Annotated in this window: 16 protein-coding genes; 5 read left to right on the top strand and 11 right to left on the bottom strand. The window is 56.0% G+C overall.

Annotated features, from left to right (window positions below; translation table 11 throughout):
* Window positions 1-58: 58 nt before the first annotated feature.
* The 7 genes from WKI41_RS03285 to WKI41_RS03255 all read right to left on the bottom strand — a co-directional run bounded on the left by WKI41_RS03285 (window position 59) and on the right by WKI41_RS03255 (window position 6,122).
* The gene (locus tag WKI41_RS03285) at window positions 59-457 is read right to left on the bottom strand and encodes an EamA family transporter (protein ID WP_340192066.1); all 399 of its coding nucleotides are present in this window, start codon (window positions 455-457) and stop codon (window positions 59-61) included.
* Window positions 454-1,617 carry a GNAT family N-acetyltransferase gene (locus tag WKI41_RS03280; protein ID WP_340192065.1) on the bottom strand — a complete coding sequence of 388 codons (1,164 nt, stop codon included), beginning with the start codon at window positions 1,615-1,617 and terminating at the stop codon, window positions 454-456. Before WKI41_RS03280 ends, WKI41_RS03285 begins: the two co-directional genes overlap by 4 nt.
* Window positions 1,595-2,410, bottom strand: a complete 816-nt coding sequence (locus WKI41_RS03275) for an alpha/beta hydrolase (RefSeq protein WP_340192064.1) — start codon at window positions 2,408-2,410, stop codon at window positions 1,595-1,597. Before WKI41_RS03275 ends, WKI41_RS03280 begins: the two co-directional genes overlap by 23 nt.
* Before the next feature lie 86 nt (window positions 2,411-2,496).
* The gene (locus tag WKI41_RS03270; RefSeq protein ID WP_340192063.1) at window positions 2,497-2,847 is read right to left on the bottom strand and encodes a permease; all 351 of its coding nucleotides are present in this window, start codon (window positions 2,845-2,847) and stop codon (window positions 2,497-2,499) included.
* Complete coding sequence (locus WKI41_RS03265; protein WP_340192062.1) at window positions 2,844-3,794, bottom strand: arginase family protein; 951 nt, start codon at window positions 3,792-3,794, stop codon at window positions 2,844-2,846. Before WKI41_RS03265 ends, WKI41_RS03270 begins: the two co-directional genes overlap by 4 nt.
* A gap of 4 nt (window positions 3,795-3,798) precedes the next feature.
* Window positions 3,799-5,211, bottom strand: coding sequence for an aspartate aminotransferase family protein (locus tag WKI41_RS03260; protein ID WP_340192061.1), 1,413 nt, complete (start codon window positions 5,209-5,211; stop codon window positions 3,799-3,801).
* Between the two features lie 14 nt (window positions 5,212-5,225).
* Window positions 5,226-6,122, bottom strand: a complete 897-nt coding sequence (locus tag WKI41_RS03255) for an MtnX-like HAD-IB family phosphatase (RefSeq protein ID WP_340192060.1) — start codon at window positions 6,120-6,122, stop codon at window positions 5,226-5,228.
* A 165-nt stretch (window positions 6,123-6,287) separates the two neighbouring features.
* On the opposite strand from WKI41_RS03255, the gene WKI41_RS03250 reads away from it, so the two are divergent.
* The 3 genes from WKI41_RS03250 (at window position 6,288) to WKI41_RS03240 (ending at window position 8,719) form a co-directional block, all read left to right on the top strand.
* Window positions 6,288-6,977 (top strand): response regulator, encoded by a 690-nt coding sequence (locus WKI41_RS03250; protein ID WP_113325919.1) that lies wholly within the window; start codon window positions 6,288-6,290, stop codon window positions 6,975-6,977.
* Window positions 6,967-8,043: an ATP-binding protein gene (locus tag WKI41_RS03245; RefSeq protein WP_340192059.1), complete on the top strand. Its 1,077-nt coding sequence runs from the start codon at window positions 6,967-6,969 to the stop codon at window positions 8,041-8,043. The genes WKI41_RS03250 and WKI41_RS03245 overlap by 11 nt, the downstream gene beginning before the upstream one ends.
* 223 nt (window positions 8,044-8,266) lie before the next feature.
* On the top strand, window positions 8,267-8,719 hold the full coding sequence (locus tag WKI41_RS03240; protein WP_116494846.1) for an SH3 domain-containing protein: 453 nt from the start codon (window positions 8,267-8,269) through the stop codon (window positions 8,717-8,719).
* Window positions 8,720-9,753: 1,034 nt separating this feature from the next.
* On the opposite strand, the gene WKI41_RS03235 is transcribed toward WKI41_RS03240, so the two are convergent.
* Together WKI41_RS03235 and WKI41_RS03230 are read right to left on the bottom strand one after the other, a co-directional pair.
* Window positions 9,754-10,326 carry a cytochrome b gene (locus WKI41_RS03235; RefSeq protein WP_340192058.1) on the bottom strand — a complete coding sequence of 191 codons (573 nt, stop codon included), beginning with the start codon at window positions 10,324-10,326 and terminating at the stop codon, window positions 9,754-9,756.
* Window positions 10,327-10,431: 105 nt separating this feature from the next.
* Entirely contained in the window at window positions 10,432-11,970 is a 1,539-nt protein-coding gene (locus WKI41_RS03230; RefSeq protein ID WP_340192057.1) for an MFS transporter, read from the bottom strand.
* Between the two features lie 356 nt (window positions 11,971-12,326).
* Between WKI41_RS03230 and WKI41_RS03225 the strand changes: the two genes are divergently transcribed.
* Entirely contained in the window at window positions 12,327-13,487 is a 1,161-nt protein-coding gene (locus tag WKI41_RS03225; RefSeq protein WP_340192056.1) for an efflux RND transporter periplasmic adaptor subunit, read from the top strand.
* 14 nt (window positions 13,488-13,501) lie between these two features.
* Window positions 13,502-16,591: a multidrug efflux RND transporter permease subunit gene (locus WKI41_RS03220; protein WP_340192055.1), complete on the top strand. Its 3,090-nt coding sequence runs from the start codon at window positions 13,502-13,504 to the stop codon at window positions 16,589-16,591.
* 187 nt (window positions 16,592-16,778) lie between these two features.
* Here WKI41_RS03220 and WKI41_RS03215 read toward each other — a convergent pair whose 3' ends face one another.
* Both WKI41_RS03215 and WKI41_RS03210 read right to left on the bottom strand, forming a co-directional pair.
* Entirely contained in the window at window positions 16,779-16,925 is a 147-nt protein-coding gene (locus WKI41_RS03215; protein ID WP_340192309.1) for an RES domain-containing protein, read from the bottom strand.
* A 303-nt stretch (window positions 16,926-17,228) separates the two neighbouring features.
* A complete protein-coding gene (locus WKI41_RS03210) occupies window positions 17,229-17,972 on the bottom strand; it encodes an alpha/beta hydrolase family protein (RefSeq protein WP_340192054.1) in 744 nt (247 codons plus the stop codon).
* Window positions 17,973-18,063: the final 91 nt, after the last annotated feature.

The raw sequence follows: 18,063 nt of genomic DNA, 5'->3' as shown, positions 1-18,063 counted from the left end.
GATGCGTTGGAAAGCATTCCGGCTTTCAAAATCATCGCCGGCATAAGATTTCGCGCAGTCACTGTGCAGATTTGGTCGAGGGCGCCGATGCGCCACGTTCCGCCGGCGCCGTCGATACGCACCAGGCTCCAAGGATAATCAAGCCACTACCGCTCAATTGGAGGGTGGAGATCGGCTCGGCGTAGAACAACCATGCGCTTGCAAGCACAAAAACATAGCTGATGGCGGAGAGAGTAAATGCCTTCGACAAGTCGGTCGTTGCAAGCACGCGCATCCACAAAATAAAACAGGCAATCTCGGCGGTGATGGCGAGGATGAACCAGGGTGAAGAGCCGAGCGACATGATCCAGTGGATACCAAAGTCGTCTGACAGACCATCAGCGCTCTGCTTGAGAAAAATTTGCTGCAACGTGTTCAACAGCGGGATTGATAGCCACAGCGTATGAAAATCCTTCATTGCTTTTCCAGTCCGCTGTCGCCGAAGAACGGCGCACTCCAGCTCAATAGCGTATGCAGAGCTCGATTTTGGTGCTTGAAGAACATCGAGTTCATGGTGAGTTTGCTGCCAAGCCGCAGCTTGTTCTGGTAGTATGCCTGACCGCTTTGATATATTTTCAGTCCGTGCGTAAGGCAGAAGCGCAGGTTCTCGAACCAGCTGAGATAATAGAGGTTGTAATGCCTGCCTCGCTCGGCATCCATGCAGAAGAACTTGTCGATCAGCCGATTACCGTCGTGTAGAAGCAGGTTGAAGGCGAGGATGTCGTCCCCAACACGATAGACTGTGCAGAACGCATTTTCCGGCAAGCGCGACAGGACACCAGCGAAGTATGCGGAGGTCAGTTCTTCGAACTGCCACTCGCTTCGGTTGCGGGTATCGTGATAAAGCTCGAGAAAGCGAGGCAGCATGTCGCCCAGATCCGTGACCTTTTCGACAGACACCTCGGTTGCCGAACGGCATTTGCGGCGCATGTCTTTGCGCGTCGAGTTGGACAGCCTCGACAGGTAGGTCTCGATATCAGGAAAATCGATGGCCAGCCACGCTGTCGGCAAACTCGACATGGCAACGAAACCTTGCGACTGAATTGTTTCAAACATCTCGGGCTCAAGAGGCATTGGCACGTCTTTGAGTGCAAACAATCCGTACCCGGATTTCTGCGCCCACCGTTCCGAGCAACGGAGTAACAGCGATATGAGATCAGCCTCGCTATAACCAGGTACAGCGGGATGGATGCCGATGATAGCGCATTCCGTGCAGGGAGAGCCGATACAGGCAAGTTTGAGAGACAAGAATGGCGCAAACTTCGTCCGGATGCTTTCAATCAACGAAGTAAGCCTGCCTCGTTCCAGCGTTGTCTCCAGATGGTAATCACATAGGAAAACCGGCGCGGCGGCGACGATCACTCCACAGTAGGTAACCGTCGCATACCTCCATTCAAAACCGGCAAGTCCCGATTGCTCAACCGCCAGCAAATAATCGTATCGCTCTATGTCAGACTGAAAGCAGGCATCCCACGCGCCTCTGTTTATGGTAGCAAGCGTCTTATGCATCTCGAATTTGAGATTTTGCGCATTGAACCTCGGGCCCTGGTCGATATCAAATCGCGTTTCTAGAAGCATGGTTCATCTCGAAAAATCTGGTGGAAAGATCGACTACTTTGCGATGCTCTTTGTCCACGTGGATCATGTGATAGCTGTCGTTCAACCAATGCAGCGCTTTCGGTCCGCCTAGTCGTGCGGCGATGTAACGAGCGTGGTCTGGACCGCTAAGATCATCCTCCGTCGAATGGATGATGAGCGAAGGCGTAACAATGTTGGACAATTGCTTTTTGAGGTGATGGCCGAGCCGATCCATTTCCACCAAGCCGCGGCCCGGAAAATGGCTAAGAATGCCTTCACTCTCCATTCCGGAAATCATGCGCCGCATTCGTTCATCTTTGATGCCAAGCGAAGGCGTTTCGCTGAATTTAAGGCGATCAACGAAGGGTATCAGCCTGATCCACCTGATATGCGGCGACAGGATCGCGTAGTAGCGCGGGACGTTCCACCCGTCGTAATGAAAGCAGGGCGAGTAAAGCGCGACCGACGTAATCGGCGACGATTTCATATGCGACGCGAGTAGTGTCAGCTTACCGCCAACACAGATGCCGGCACCGAAGACCGTATCGCTTCGGGTCGAAAGCCAGTCGGCTGCAACTGCAACGCTTTCCAGCCAGTCTTCGAAGCGTGAACCACGCAGCGCCTTCTCGCCGCGTCCGTGTCCAGCGAGCAAGGGGGCAAGCACGGAGTAGCCCATGCGATTGAATTGCCTTGCGACCAGTCTCATCTCGGCAGGGGCGCCGCTCATCCCATGGACAAGAAGAATTGCCTTGCCGTTCTTGCCCTCTTCAAAAAACGAAAGCTTGTCGTTCAAAGGGTTAAAAGTCTGAGCTTTTCCTTCGCTGGTTAAGCGTGCGATCGGTCGGGACAACTGTGTTTGTGGGGCAGTGAATGAAAATGTCATAGGCCTGATACTCCCACGCAAATGACGCCGCCGGAGACGAGGGCAACGCCTATAGAATGCCGCAGGCCAATCTTTTCCTTGAAGAGATAGGCGCTGACGACGCTGACAACCGCGTAACTTGAGGCCATCAGCGGGAAAGCAATGGAGAGCGGGACGTGGGCAAGGACATATGTCCACGCCACCAGTTCCATGCCCCAGAATACGATCCCGGTTAACGTCCAAGGGTGCAGGTACGGATTGTGATCGCCTCTGGCGGAAGCAAGTTTGAAGCAGACTTCCCGGCCAGCCTCTGTCATCACACAAAACAGGATCAGAGCGAGCATCGTGTTATTGAGCCCGTCCATCATTTCATCATCTCCGAAAGAGACCTTAGAAGTGTGAGATTGGTGACAGTGTTGCGGTCCCGCGTCATTGCTGCGTCGGGAGCGCACAGTGGCTGGTCAATCAAGATCTCACCGTGTTTCAACAACCGCGTGACGAGGGAACCGGAGTAGATCGGTGTCGAGTAATCACCGATTACATCCGCTCCGATGATGCGGTGCCGTTCGGCGATGTCGTTCAAGAGCCTGAGGAGAGTTGAGAGACGCAGCTTGCCTTGATCCCAATTCGTGATTGCGTCATCCAGGGCGAGAGAGTCTTTGTCTATTGTGATGTAAACGTTGGAGGTGAAAATCCTGGAGAGCAGGTATTCGTTGAACGCCGTTGAGCCCATCTTCTTCATTGTAGACCAGACGAGGCGATTGCCCGACTGGGTATAGCTTGCGCAATCGCCATAGCTGCGTTTCACGCGGCTCGGTGGATGATCAAAGGGATAGAGTTCGACCTTCCCGTTGACCAAATTATTGAGATTTGCGCCCTTGCGCTCGGGCGATTGCAAATCGTCGCTGCAGACACCGAGCGTGATGACCTTTTGAACACTCGCTTCTTTCGCGAGCTCGTTGATCCAGGAGCCGCAATGAACACCATTGTGAAAGTTCACCCAATCCGGATGGTTGTCGATATGGATGACGGTCAAAGGTCCGTCGAAAGTTTCTGCTGCCTCGGCGATCAATAACGCCGAGACGTGGTGAAAGTCGCCCGATCCAAGAAAACACAGTCTAGGGCACGAACGCAGGCGGGCGGAGCGTACGATGCTGGGTTTCAGAAGATCGAGCGACTCTCTCCTGCTCCAAAGCCGAACGGCGCTTCCACAACGTCGCTCGTCAACCTCGTGCGCGCCCACCGAAAGTGCGGCATCCACGAAGGTCGGTTGCAGATGTAAGGCGTCGTCGAGATGAAGCAGAAGAGTTCCCACGGGATTACCTCCGTTCAGCGCGCGTCAAAAGCTGATCGAGCAGCTCAATCGCAAGATTGATCTCTTCGAAGGAGATGTTGAGACTCGGAGCAAACGTAATGACGTTCTTGTGGTAACCGCCGACATCGAGCACCAGCCCATATTTGCGTCCGTTAACGATCATATCGCCCTTCATGCCCTCATCGGACATCCAGTCGAGTGTCGCCTTGTCGGGGGTAAAGCTGTCGTCGCGGCAAATCTCCATCCGCAATGCAAGACCGAGGCCATCCACTTCGCCGACGATGGCATGCTTTTTTTGCAGCTGACGTAAGCCATCCAGGAAGGCCGCGCCTTTCAACTTGACGCTCGCGGCGAAATTCTCTTCTTCAGCCATCTTCAGAGTTTCGAGGGCGACAGCCGTCCCCATTGGATTGCTGGCGAAGGTCGAGTGCGTGGAGCCGGGAGGGAAGATCGTCGGGTTGATCATCTCTTCGCGTGCCCAAATGCCAGAAAGCGGGTTGAGACCGTTGGTTATCGCCTTGCCGAATACCAGAACATCGGGGGACACCCCAAAATGCTCGATCGACCAGAGCTTGCCCGTCCGGTATACGCCCATCTGAATTTCATCGACGACGAGAAGAATGCCGTGCTCATCCAGCACCTTCTTCAGCTCTACGAAGAAGTTCATCGGCGGGATGACGTACCCACCGGTTCCCTGAATGGGTTCGATGTAGAACGCCGCGTATTCTGACTTACCGGCCTTGGGATCCCACACGCCATTGTACTCGCTCTCGAACAGACGAGCAAACTTCTGGACGCAATAGTGACCATATTCTTCTTTCGACATGCCCTTGGGGCCGCGGAAGTGATAAGGAAACTCGATGAACTGTGCGCGCTCACCGAAATGTCCGTAACGGCGGCGGTAACGATAAGACGAAGTGATGGACGTAGCGCCGAGCGTACGGCCGTGATAGCCGCCCTCAAAGGCGAACATTAGGCTTTTCCCTCCGGAGTAGTTGCGAACGAGCTTCAGCGAATCTTCGACAGCTTGCGCACCGCCGACGTTGAAGTGCACACGACCCTTCTGGCCAAATTTTCTTTCTGCATCCTGGGCAATCATCGTCGCCAGCTCGACCTTTTCACGGTGGAGATACTGCGACGCGACTTGAGGGAGCGTATCCAACTGCCGGTGGGCTGCTGCGTTGAGGCGCGGGTTACGGTAGCCGAAATTGACTGCTGAGTACCACATTTGGAGATCAAGGAATGCGGTGCCAGCTTCATCATACATGAAAGACCCATCACAACCCGAGAAAAACTTGGGGTGATCGGTGTAATGAACGGTGTCGCCGTGAGAGCAATAGGTTTGCTCTAGCACGCGAAGATCGTTTTCGGATCCGATATTTGCTTGGCCGTGAGCCGGCTTGGCGAGAGAATGCATACTTATTTTCCTGATTAGGCAGTTTGAGAGAGGAGGAGGCCTGCGTCATGAAAAGTGACGAGGTTTTGGAGTTGAGCGGCTGCTAGGTTCTGAACATCTTTGAATGTCGTGTAGGGAACGAACGGGATGAAATTTCTCGTGCAATGCACAGCCAGCGAGTGCTTGGCGAAAAGAAGGTCCACTTTCGAGGACACGCAAAAGTCGCTGCGCCCGTCGCCCACGTAGATCTGCCTGGCATCGGATTGCACAACGGCGCATTTGCACACGCCCGAGCCGGCCCCGCAGGTGGATCTGGAGAATGGTGCATCCAAACTGAAGTTGAAGCGGCCTCCGGTGTCTTCGACACGAAGCCGATTAGCGATAATGTCGAGGTGATCGAGACCGTGATTGGCCAGTATGCGGCGGATAAAGCGATCAACTCCATCGCTGACCACGGTAACCGGGATCATGTTGGTCGCGCACCAATTAACGAATTCTGGGAAACCGGGGTCGATCTTTACGCTATCTAGAAATGCGTCAATTTCGTTCATCGATGCGCGTATGAGTGCCACTTGTGCGCTCATACATTGACGGGCGTTGATATGCCCTTCTTCCCATGCTCGCTCGATATGACGCCATTCGGCACTCGCAAACCGCTCAAGGACAGCGTCTGTCACGTCGATCTCAGCAATGGTGCCATCGAAGTCGCAGTAGGCGTGCATTAGCATACCGCCTTGAGGCACAGCGGGCTTTGCTCTCTGTTGAAGTTGGGATTTTTCATCTGCGAAAGGCTCTCCGTGAACGCCAGCTCGACCGGCAAAGCGGTACATGACGCCGGTGCGTGGCTGGCAGAGAAGCAACTGCGCTCGGTTTGTTGAGAAAGCGTCGAGAAAATATTCGCGTTGAGTGGAGCGTGGGCCGACAGCCAACATCAGCGGTTGACGTTCTTCGGTAAGTCAGTCCAACTGACGGTCGAACGACGAAGCTCGCAAGTCATTGCGCAGCTCTCATCGCGGGAGGCGCATCGTAGAGCGGTGGGATATCTGCGAGGTGCCCAAGATCCCGGCTTTTAGACCTTTTGTATCGAGAGATCAGTTATGAACAATGCCCTCATCCTCGTCATAGAAGACGATCCGGAAATATCAGACATCATCGAAACCTATTTTGCGCGTGAGGGATTCAGAGTGATTACTGCCGGTGACGGTGCTGTTGGTTTGAGCCATCACCAGCGTTTGCGGCCTGATCTGGTCGTGCTTGACATAAAATTACCGCGTCAAGATGGGTATGAGGTGCTCGCTGCCATACGCCGGGGTTCTGATACGCCTGTCATCATGGTGACGGCACTTGCAGATGATCTGGACAAGCTGCAAGCTCTGCGCATTGGCGCAGATGACTATGTCGTAAAGCCCTTCAATCCCCTTGAGGTTGTCGCACGCGCCAAAGCAGTGCTACGTCGCGTGGCGGGTCGCAGTCCAGATCACGTCTTACGCGTCGGACCTCTCAGCGTAGATCCTCAAGCGCACCGTGCGGTTGTCAATTCCGGCTCGGAACCAATCACCCTTGATCTTACACGTACCGAGTTTCGGATTCTCGCTCATATGGCAGCTTCGCCGAACCGGGTGTTCGAGCGGTCCGAACTCGTCGACGCGTGTCTTCCAGAGGGTGAGGCGCTGGATCGGACCGTTGACAGTCATGTCAGCAATCTTAGACGCAAGCTGACCGCTGCTGGGGCAGGGGGCGTCCTGACGGGTGTTCGAGGCGTCGGATATCGAATTGATGACATCTAAACGCGTTAATCTGAATGCAGGCTTGATACGGGCAATGGTGTTGCTCACGCTGCTGGCATTCGTCGTCGTTTATGCCGGTCTGGTGGCCTATTTTTTCTTCATTTACGACTGGCTATATCCTGAAGCGGATTACGAGAGCGCATGGCAGCTCGGCGACACCATAACGTTGGGATTGTTGCTTGCAGTCGGGATATTGACCGCATCCTTCGTGGGTTGGCGCCTCGCGCGCTATGTTACCGAGCCGCTGAAATCGGTCGCAAGCGCAGCAAGAACGATCGCTCACGGCGATTTTTCCGCACGTGCGGTGCTTCCTCGCCGCAGCTTTGGTGAAGCTGGCGAACTCGTCGCCGACTTCAATCTAATGGCGGAGCGGCTGGAACGAGCTGAGACAGAGTTGAAATACTCCAATTCGGCCATCGCTCACGAATTGCGGACGCCGTTGACGATTTTGAGAGGTAGATTGCAGGGACTGCTGGACGGCGCGTTCGAGCCGAGCCCAGAGCTGTATTCCCGTCTTATCGCTCATGTCGAAGACCTTGGCGGCATTGTCGAAGAGTTGCGCACCCTGGCTCTCAGCAATGCGGGACAACTCGACTTGCAATATTCTCAGATCGATCTCGCCGCCGAGGTTGATGCTGCTGCAACATCGATGGATGATCAGCTCTCCGGCGCAGGCAGCCTCGTGGTCCGACGGTTGGATCAGGCTGTGACCGTTGCGGACAAGTCCAAGCTGCGGCAGGCAATCGTCGCGATTCTTGACAATTGCCGCCGTTATGCTCCGAACTCCACGATCTACCTTGAGACTTGGCAAGACAAGGATCATGTCTATTTCCGATGCACGGATACGGGACCAGGTGTAGAAGACGAGAACCGCAGCCGCGCCTTCGAGAGATTTTGGAGAGCCGACATGTCTCGGAACCGCGTGTCTGGGGGATCAGGCCTTGGCCTGTCTATCGTGAAGGCGATCATGCAGGCTCATCAAGGGGACGCGATCATCCTTCCCAAAAAAGACAAGGGTTTCAGCATCGAACTGCAACTCCCGTGCCGGGATCACGCCCACGGGTAGAGTTTTCCGCACGGCGTTCTCATGTTGTCTGCACGACAACTCATTACTCTCTTTCGCTGGGGCTTTATGATAGAATACTTCGCCTACAAATAAACCGCCGCCATCGTTTATCTACGTTTTCTCCACGAAATCTGGATTTGGACTTGCTTAGTCATACTCAAGAGCATTTTCCGCTCTCAGCGGCCGGGCTTCCTACCGGTTGAGTTAATTAAACGAGGTTTCGATGCGAAACGCGCTCATTCTCGCTGCGGCCATTGCTGGCGCAGCAACCTTTACCAATAACGCTGCGCACGCTGGCTCTTATGCCGCTGCCGAAATCAACATGCGAGCGGGTCCAAGCACGCGCTATCCTTCAATCGGTATTCTTCCCCAAGGTATACCTCTGAACGTGTTGGGCTGCACAAACGGTTACCGTTGGTGCGATGTCGAAGTCTCCGGCCGCCGGGGCTGGGTATCGGGCGCTTATGTTGAAATAGAGCACGACTCCCAAAGGCTTCGCGCGCCAGCCTATGTCCGTGTTGTGCGTGAGCCCGCGGTGCCGACGGTTTCCTTCAGTATCAATAGCTATTGGTCCGATCACTATGAGGATCGGGACTTCTATCACGAGATCGATGCGTGGGACGATGTCAACTGGGAAGCCGACGAGCCTCCACCCGGCTGGGATCCGAGCTGGTGATACGGCACCCGTTTCGTCGCAGTGCTGTGCGAAACCCGCTTACGACTCTTCGCGGCAAACGCTACATGAACGAGAAAACACTGCTTCTTGCCTGTATTGCCTTCTCTATACTCGAACTGGCTCTTGCGTGGCATACGACCGGTCCGCAAATAAACGATCGCTTACGAGCGACTGTAGAGCAAGTCGCGACCGAATAAGGGCACGCGAGGCCAGATGCCGTCGAGGTTATCGAAGAGAGGGCGGATGAGTCTACTTTCGCTCGCCCGTAACGAATGCCAAGAACTGCTCGACGCGTTGAATAAAGGTCCGCGGCAGGAAATCACGATTGCCCACATCGATGACAGGAGAAGCCATATGCTGGACCCTCCATGCTAGCCAATCTGCGTCTGTATGCCGCTTAAGGTGAGCATCTGCCATAGTTCAAGAAGGCATTTTAGCGCGCCCTATCCGGCGCGCTCGCCAATGAACTGGAAACTGCCAGAGAAAGGATCCCTAGGAAGAGGACATAGAGCGTTCGTTTCAGACCGAAGGTTCGCTTGTCTTTCGCGTTCTCGTCGATAAGGAGTGGGTCGGAGGTGCCATCGTGACAATAGACGATGTTTTACATGAGAATGAGCATGCCTTTTTTAGTCGATTCCGGCGAGCATGCCCGAGGCATCGTAAATGAACGACACACAAACCGTCTGTTGAAAAGCGTTACATTCATTTTTACGTCAACGAACGCAGGTTTAAATCGTCGGAGACTACAATAGGCGGCATCTGGGCCCGCATGGTCATGACGAAAACGGTACCGATATTGATGAGAGAGGCATGTTCAGGTTCGAGGAGATGACCCGCTTGACCACCTGAACGATCTGGAGCTTTCCCAAGCCCCGACCGCAGCACAGGATCGTTGGGGGGAGGAATCCGCACCGCCGGACCCACCCTTTGCCCGTTTGATATCGTGAAACTGCCTGTGCTTCAGACTTGGAAGCGACCTCGTACCTCACGTCTGCATCAGAGCGTATAACGGGTGGAGCAATCCACCTGATGGGTCAGATCATGCGGGCAAGCACATCTTTCGGGCCGCCTTTGTCCATGAGCCTGTGCTTGAGGGCGCCCAAAACGTGCAGCCCGATCAACACCAGAATCGTGTAGGCGCCGTACCGATGCAATGTTTGAAAGACCACGAAAGCACTATCGTTCTTGGGAAGCAGTTCCGGAAGATGCGGTATCATGAAGAAGGGCACACCGTCGCTCTGGGAGAAGCTGCTGGAGAGCGAATAGCCTAGCATTGGAACGAGAAGAGTAAGAAGGATGAGAAGCTTGTGAACCGCGTACGAAAGAATTCTCTCCCATGAAGTCAGCGCTGATGGCGCAGACGGCATCATCTTAGCGTAACGCCAGCGAAGTGTCAGGTGAACGATCGCAAGCAACCACACGAGAAGGCCAAACTGCTTGTGATTGGGGTAGAGGATCGAGGCGGTCGCCATGTCGCTCTCGGTCAGGCGCGTCATATACCAGCCAGATACGATCAGCCCCATGATAAGCACGGCCCTTGCCCAGTGTAGGCAGCGGATGGGCAGAGGGTATTTGATACTGTCATTTTCAGCTTCAACGGACGACATCGCGATATCCTTATTTTGTCTGCATGGTCCGAAGACCCAAATCGATTTCAGAAAAGCTTGATGCGGAGTTCAAGAGGTCGGATGGCCGAAGGACGCGACTGCGCTCTAATGACCAGCCTCGACATTTTTGAGGGCAAAGAAAACGGCGCCTGCTAAGACGCCAATGAGCGTACCCGCTGCCGTCAGCAGCACCGCATGCGCGGTAGAAAAGGCATTTTTGCCCGCTGCTACGAGTGCTATTGCGAGTTCGTCCGGCAGCGTCTCGGCCAAGACGAAGGTATCGCCTATGGAGCGGCGTGCGGCATCGACGATCTCCGCGGGGATGCCAGCAGGCACCGCCATCGCGCCCATGTAGATTGCAGAAAGAGCAACGCCGAAGAAGGTAATGCCGAGGCCAGCGCCAAGCTCGTACCCTGTCGCCTCCAGAGACCCTGCCGCGCCCGCCTTGTCGGCTTCGACCGCGCCCATGATCGCGATCGATGATGCAGTCAGGCCGATGCTGAGCGATAAGCCAAGCATGGTGAGGCAGGCCGTAACGACAAGGCCTTGATGGTGGAAATTGGACTTTGCCAACGTAACGAGGCAGGCCGCTGCGACGGCAAGCGAGGTGGTGGCGACGACGCGAAGACCAAGCTTGGCTGACAAGAAGCCCGCGAGCGGCCCCCCGGTGGCCGCGGCCACCATGATGGGCAGCATGAACAGGCCAGCCTGGAGCGGTGATTTGCCGAGCACAAATTGCAGCTCCTGAGCGATGGTAAGCTCGACGCCAGCCAGCGCGCCAGCCGTGACGATCGCCATGCCGACACCGGTGACGATCGCCGGGCGTGAAAAGAGTGTCACATCAAGTATTGGATTTGCGGCAGAACGCTGGATGCGCACGAAGATCACAAGGGCAGCGAAGCCGATCAGGGCGGCTATAGCCACGACCACCAGCGATTGCTTCCCCGCAAAGCCGCTTTTGATGGCAAACACCAAGCCGATGATCCCCACGATCAGCAACAGCGCCTGGCTTATCTGCCACCCGCCTGATGATACCAATTCCCTTTTCGGCAAGATGAGGGCGATGATCGGCATGATGACCAGGACCACTGGAACATTGATGAGAAAGACCGACCCCCACCAGAAATGCTCCAGCAGTGCGCCGCCAACCAGCGGGCCGATAGCGGCGCCAGCAGCACCGACAGTGCCCCATAGGCCAAGCGCAATGGCACGCTCACCGGCGTCCTCAAAGGTTCGACGAATGATCCCCAGCACGCAGGGCATGATCATTGCAGCGCCGCAGGCAAGCAGGACGCGTCCACCTATCAGCATCCATGGGCCGGTCGAAAATGCTGCCACAAATGACGCCATGCCAAAGACAACCAGCCCGGTGAGCAGAATCTTTCTGTGGCCGATCCTGTCGGCCAGCGTTCCCATAGGAACGAGCAGCCCCGCCATGAGCAGCGAGTAGATATCGATGATCCACAGGACCTGCGTGGTGGATGCCTGCAGCGCGAGCGTCAAGGACGGCACGGCGATGTGCAGGATTGTCATATCGAGCACGACAGGTAGAAACGCCAACATAACCGCGATGAGAATGCTCCATCGCCGCGCATGAACAGGGCTGGAGTGCGTTAGGTTCTTCCGGTCCGCTGGGGGCGTCATTATTTTCACCATCAGATTCAATCGAGCGCCGCGACCTGCTGCTATGCGTTCAAGGACGTCTCAAGCGCTAACGCTAGCGGCGGGGTTTGATGGTCTCGTGGAGAAATTGTGGAGACTTCATGGAGACGAAGAAAGCCGAGTAGCTGTGCTGAGCACTGGTTTGTGCGCTCGCCAAAGCGATGTGCAATTTAACACGGAGTTTCGAGACGCTGATCTTCGATCCGCCCCGCCTGGCAAGTTGGTCGAGTCTTCGGGCCTCCACGAAATCTCGACAAAGCCTGCACATCTCACCGATTTTGAAATTCTAGACGGTCGCCAGTCAAAAAGGTTGTCATAGAATTGGATGGTGGACACTCATGCTGTGCGGATCACTCTTCTGGAGAATAGGCGTCCTATGCCTGCCGATCATTCTCCTGTCATGCAGCGACAAGAGCAAGAATGAGGACAATGCCGAGGTAGCAGCGCCTGCCCGGGTCAGTGTCATGAAAGTCCAGCCGGAAACGGTGACGGTCTACGATGAACTGCCGGGCCGTGTATCTGCCTATCGTACGGCGGAAATCCGCGCGCAGGTTAGCGGCATCATTCAGAAAAAGCTCTACACCGAGGGCGTGTTCGTTGAGGCTAATACCCCACTCTTCCAGATCGACCCTGCGCCATTCTCCGCTGACGTGGATGCAGCAACAGCGGTGCTTGCGCGTGCGGAGGCTGAGTTATTGAACGCGCAGATCAAGTATGATCGGGCAAAATCGCTGTCGGCCCGAGAGATCACCAGCGCAGAGTCCTTCAACAACGCCACTGCGGCGCTTGCTCAGGCCAAGGCGAATGTGGCGGAAGCCAAAGCCATTCTCGCCCGTCGTAAGCTCGAACTCTCCTACGCAACCATCCGTAGCCCCATCAGCGGGGTCATTGGTCAATCCTTTATGAGCGAGGGCGGACTTGCGTCGTCCTCTGCCACGTCACCACTTGCCGTGATCCAGCAGATCGACAAGGTTTATGTCGATGTCCGTCAGTCGGCTATGAGCCTGGAGGTGCTGCGCGACACCGCTGCCGAGGCGGGTTCGCAGAATCCAGACGAACTACCGGTCAAGATCATGACCATTGCCGGCAAACCCTACAGCCACGATGGGAAAATTCAGTTCTCCGACATTTCTGTAGATAGCACCACAGGCAGCCTCGGCATTCGTATTCTTGTCAGTAATCCGGATGAACAGATGCTTCCGGGCATGTACATCCGAGCGTTGGTCCCGCGCGCCGTTTACAGCGAGGCGATCCGCGTTCCTCAGGAGGCGGTGATCCGCGACCTGGCTGGCCGGTCGCAGATAATCGTCCTTGGCGCGGATGGGACTGGCGCGCGTCGAACGGTTGAGCTTGGACCGATCGTCGACGGCCAATACCTCGTCGTAGGTGGCCTCGCCGCAGGAGAGACTGTGGTCGTTCTAGGACAGGATCGTGTCCAGAGCGGACAGAGGCTTGAAACCTCCCCCTATTCATCTGCCGCACCAGAGAAAAAACGCTAAGGAGCGGACGCACCATGCCCCAGTTTTTCATCAACAGGCCGGTTTTCGCCTGGGTTATCGCTATTTTAATCGTCATCGCAGGGGTTGTTTCAATACCCCAACTTCCGGTTTCGAGGTTTCCTGTCATCGCTCCGCCGAGCGTGTCGATCTACGCCACCTATTCCGGGGCGACGCCGCAAACCATCAACGACAGCGTCACAAGCTTGATCGAGCGCGAGCTTTCAAGCGCGAAGAACATTCTTTATTTCGATTCCTCGGCGGACTCCTCAGGCTCCACGACCATCACCGTCACGTTCAAGCCGGGCACCAACCCGGAACTTGCGCAGGTGGACGTTCAGAACCGCCTGAAAGCAGTGGAGTCGCGCCTGCCGGAGCAGGTTCGTCGCGCGGGCTTGACGGTGGAATCCGCTTCATCGGGCTTCTTGATGATCGTATCGCTGAAATCGAAGGATGGTTCACTCGACGCGCTCGCGCTTGACGACTATCTCGTGCGCAACATCGCCCCGGAATTGAAGCGTGTCTCGGGCGTCGGTCGCGTGCAGTCCTTCGGCTCCGAAGCCGCGATGCGGATCTGGATCGATCCGATCCGCCTCGTTGCCCACTCAATCTCAATGGCCGAGGCTACGCAGGCCATCCAGCAGCAGAATATTCAGGTTGCTCCGGGACGTATCGGTGAAGCGCCGACTGTACCGGGTCAGAAAGTTACTGTCCCGCTGAATGTCAGCGGGCAATTACAAACCCCTGAGCAATTCTCGCAGATCATCCTCCGCTCCAATCCTGACGGTTCCAAACTGACGCTCGGCGATGTTGCAACGATCGAGGTTGGATCGCAGAGTTCAAGTTTCTCCATTCTCGATGGTGGCAAGCCCGCGACGGCCGCTGCCATTCAGATGATGCCTGGCGCCAATGCGGTGACCACCTCGACCGGTGTGCGCGAGCGTCTTGCCGAGCTGTCCACCACGATGCCTCAGGGACTGGAATACGCAATTTCTTACGACACAGCGCCGTTCGTAAAGGTTTCCATCCAGAAGGTGGTTCAGACACTGGCGGAAGCCATGATCCTGGTGTTCCTGATCATGCTGTTGTTCCTGCAAAATCTTCGTTACACGCTTATACCCGCCATCGTCGCGCCAATTGCTCTGCTTGGAACATTCGCTGTCATGCTGGTGATCGGCTATTCGATCAATGCGCTGACAATGTTCGGCATGGTTCTCGCCATCGGCATTATCGTCGATGACGCCATTGTCGTCGTTGAAAACGTAGAGCGTCTGATGGCGAAGGAGGGGCTTTCGCCGCTCGAGGCCACTCGCAAGGCGATGAGCGAAATATCCGGCGCGGTTATCGGCATCACGCTCGTTCTGACGGCGGTCTTCCTGCCGATGGGCCTTGCTTCCGGTTCTGTCGGCGCAATTTATCGGCAGTTTACGGTGTCGATGGCGGTTTCGATCCTGTTCTCGGCCTTTCTCGCCCTCAGCCTAACACCAGCACTCTGCGCCACCATCCTGAAGCCGGTTAGCGCAGACCAACACCAGCGGAAAGGCATTTTCGGCTGGTTCAATCGAAGTTTCGAGCGTTTGACCGCAGGCTATGCCTCCTGGGTCGAGGGTATCGTGCGCAGGACCGGGCGGGCGATGGTTGTCTACATCGCGATCATCGCAGCGGTTGTATACGGATATGGTACGATCTCCACGGCGTTCGTGCCGGAAGAGGATCAAGGCTCCTTCATGACGTCCTTTACCCTTCCGGCAGAGGCGACGGCGGAACGAACCCGTGCCGTCGTCGATCTATTCGAGGAGTACGTCAAGACCAGACAGGACATTGCCAACAATCTGACGATCATGGGGTTTGGCTTTTCGGGCTCCGGGCCAAACACTGCGATGTCCTTTACCACGCTGAAGGACTGGGGAGAACGAAAGACGAGCATCGACGCCGAACTGGCAGCTGCGGCCGCAGCAATGGCCGCTGCCCGTGAAGGCGAGGTATCGAGCCTCAAGCCCCCGGCGATCGACGAGCTTGGCACGACGTCCGGCTTTGCCTTGCGGCTTCAGGACCGCGCCAATCGAGGCGAGAATGCGCTTGCCGAGGCTGCGGCAAAGCTGACAGAGCTTGCGGCACAGAGCAAGCTTGTCACCGGTGTCCGTGTCGATGGATTGCCCAGTGGTCCGAGTGTTACACTTGACGTAGACCGGGCCAAGGCGAGCGCTCTTGGCGTCTCTTTCCTGACGCTCAGTGACACTCTTGCCGGGGCGATCGGCTCAACCTACGTGAACGACTTCCCACGCGACGGACGCCTGCAGCAGGTCGTCGTCCAGGCTAAGGCCGCAAGCCGCATGCAGGTGGATGACGTACTGAACCTTCATGTGCGCAGCGATGCCGGCAAGATGGTGCGGCTTTCGGAAATCGTTACGCCACGTTGGTCTACCATGCCTTTGCAATTCACCCGGTATAACGGATATCCTTCCACAAGCATTTCCGGGTCCGCGGCTGCGGGTGTGTCCAGCGGTAAAGCGATGGCGGAGATGGAGCGGCTTGCGGCCGAGTTGCCGAAGGGTTTTGCTGTGGAGTGGACCGGCCAGTCCCTTCAGGAAAGGCAATCGGGGGCGCAGGCACCGATGCTGATGGCATTCTCATTCCTGATCGTCTTCCTGGTTCTGGCGGCGCTTTACGAAAGCTGGACGGTGCCATTATCCGTGATGCTGGTCGTCCCGCTTGGCATCATCGGTGCTGTGATCGCCGTGCATGTGCGCGGGCTGGAAAACGACGTCTTCTTTAAGGTCGGCCTGATCACACTCATCGGCCTATCGGCCAAGAACGCCGTTTTGATCGTGGAGTTCGCGCGTAAACGTCAGCAGGAAGGGGAACAGCTCATAGCAGCTGTCATCACCGCCTCTCGTCTGCGTCTGCGTCCGATCGTCATGACCTCGCTGGCCTTTACCCTCGGCATCTTACCGCTGGTTATCACCAAGGGTGCAAGTTCCGAAACGCAGAACGCGATCGGCACAGGCCTTTTCGGCGGCATGATCTCGGCAACCATTCTCGCCGTATTATTTGTTCCGGTGTTCTACGTTGTCGTGATTTCCTTCAGGCAACGCCAGAAGCGGTAGGGGAGACGAGCAGAGGAGCCAACACTGGCCGCCCAGCACGGCCAGTGTTGGCTCTCACCTGTGTCCTATTATTCGCTGGCTATCAGGCGGCCTTACGATTTCTCGCGGAGCGCAACAGCATGCCACAAGTGTTTCCCTTCGAAGCTGTAGAGCTGATCTTTACCCGGCGGGATGAGCGATACTCCGGTCAGCCTCTGGCACGGATCAGCGGTGAGGTGGCGTAAGCGGTAACAGTTTCGAAGCGATCGATGGCTACTAGCTCTCGGGCCAGGTGGAATGAGACCTCTGCTAAGGCAGTTTCGATTACTAACGCACAGTACCAAGCACCGCGCATTGGGTGAAGCGAAGGTAGGGTTGGCGGCGAGTACTCGTCTCTGATTGTGGCGAGTTTCCGAGCCGCGCCGTGCACGCTCGTCGCTGTACTAAGTATCGAGGTTGAAACCGAAAAACTGGAATCGACGTCAAGTTTCGTCTCCAATCATCCTCAGGCATGCCCAAAGCGTAGCCTCTGGCGATTTCTACCTCTGTTACTTTTCGACGAAGGTTCCAAGGCTGCTCGCCTGACCCGCCAACGCCGTACGTGTCAAAAACCAAGCGTTATTGTCATAGCAAAGCTGAGTACTCAACCATGCCAGTGTCAGGCGCTTGGTTGCCTCGAGTGAATCGGGTGCCTCGATTTCGGTTCCTTCGCGTCGAGACCGGCAATGCCGCCTAGTCCGTGGTCCACTCCATGAATCGTAAGCAGCGAATGCGCGCCCAGCCCATCATGATAGGCGTCGGCATGGCATTCTGGGCCAAGGGAAGTGAAGCGAAGATCGTCTTCTGCTCCGCATACAACCAGGGTTGGCGTCACCATATGAGGGAAGTCGACCTCGAAAAATGGAAAGCGTTCAGCGTTCTCTTTCGTCAGGTCTTTCCCTGCTCTTCCAGGCGCGATAAGAAGCATCCCGGCCTTTATGCGCGAATCTTTAAATGTTTCTCCATGAAGTTGGGCGCCCAACAGCAGGCTCACCGTATGGCCGCCGAGAGAGTGTCCCACCACAGCGATTTCGTTATGGTCGAGACGACCAGAGACTGCCGGAGCGTGCTTCTCGATCTCGGACAACCGGTCGATGATCGTCCGAATCTCCGCCACATGCTCGCGCCAGAAGAACGGCGCTCCCTCAGCATCTCCCCGATGCCCGCCGACGCGCGAACTCGCGTTAGTAGGTTGAATTGCCGCAAAGCCGCGCTCTGCCCAGAACTGCGCCATATGAGCGTCGCCGTCCCAAGCGGCAACGTAGAAGGATGGGCCATAACCATGTGACAGAATGACGATGGGAAGGCGGTCGCCGGCTGCTGGTGCAGTCAGACGCAGTTCCAGAGACTGCCGCCCAACCATGGCAGGTGGCTCATGTCTCAGAAAAGGTCGCAGACGACGTTCCCATATGCATCGATTTCGTCCTGAAATTTCCGTTGCAGGTTCACTACGA

It is taken from the genome of Agrobacterium larrymoorei, assembly GCF_037722385.1.
Lineage (GTDB): Bacteria > Pseudomonadota > Alphaproteobacteria > Rhizobiales > Rhizobiaceae > Agrobacterium > Agrobacterium larrymoorei_C.
This window is presented reverse-complemented; position numbering and strand designations above follow the sequence as displayed.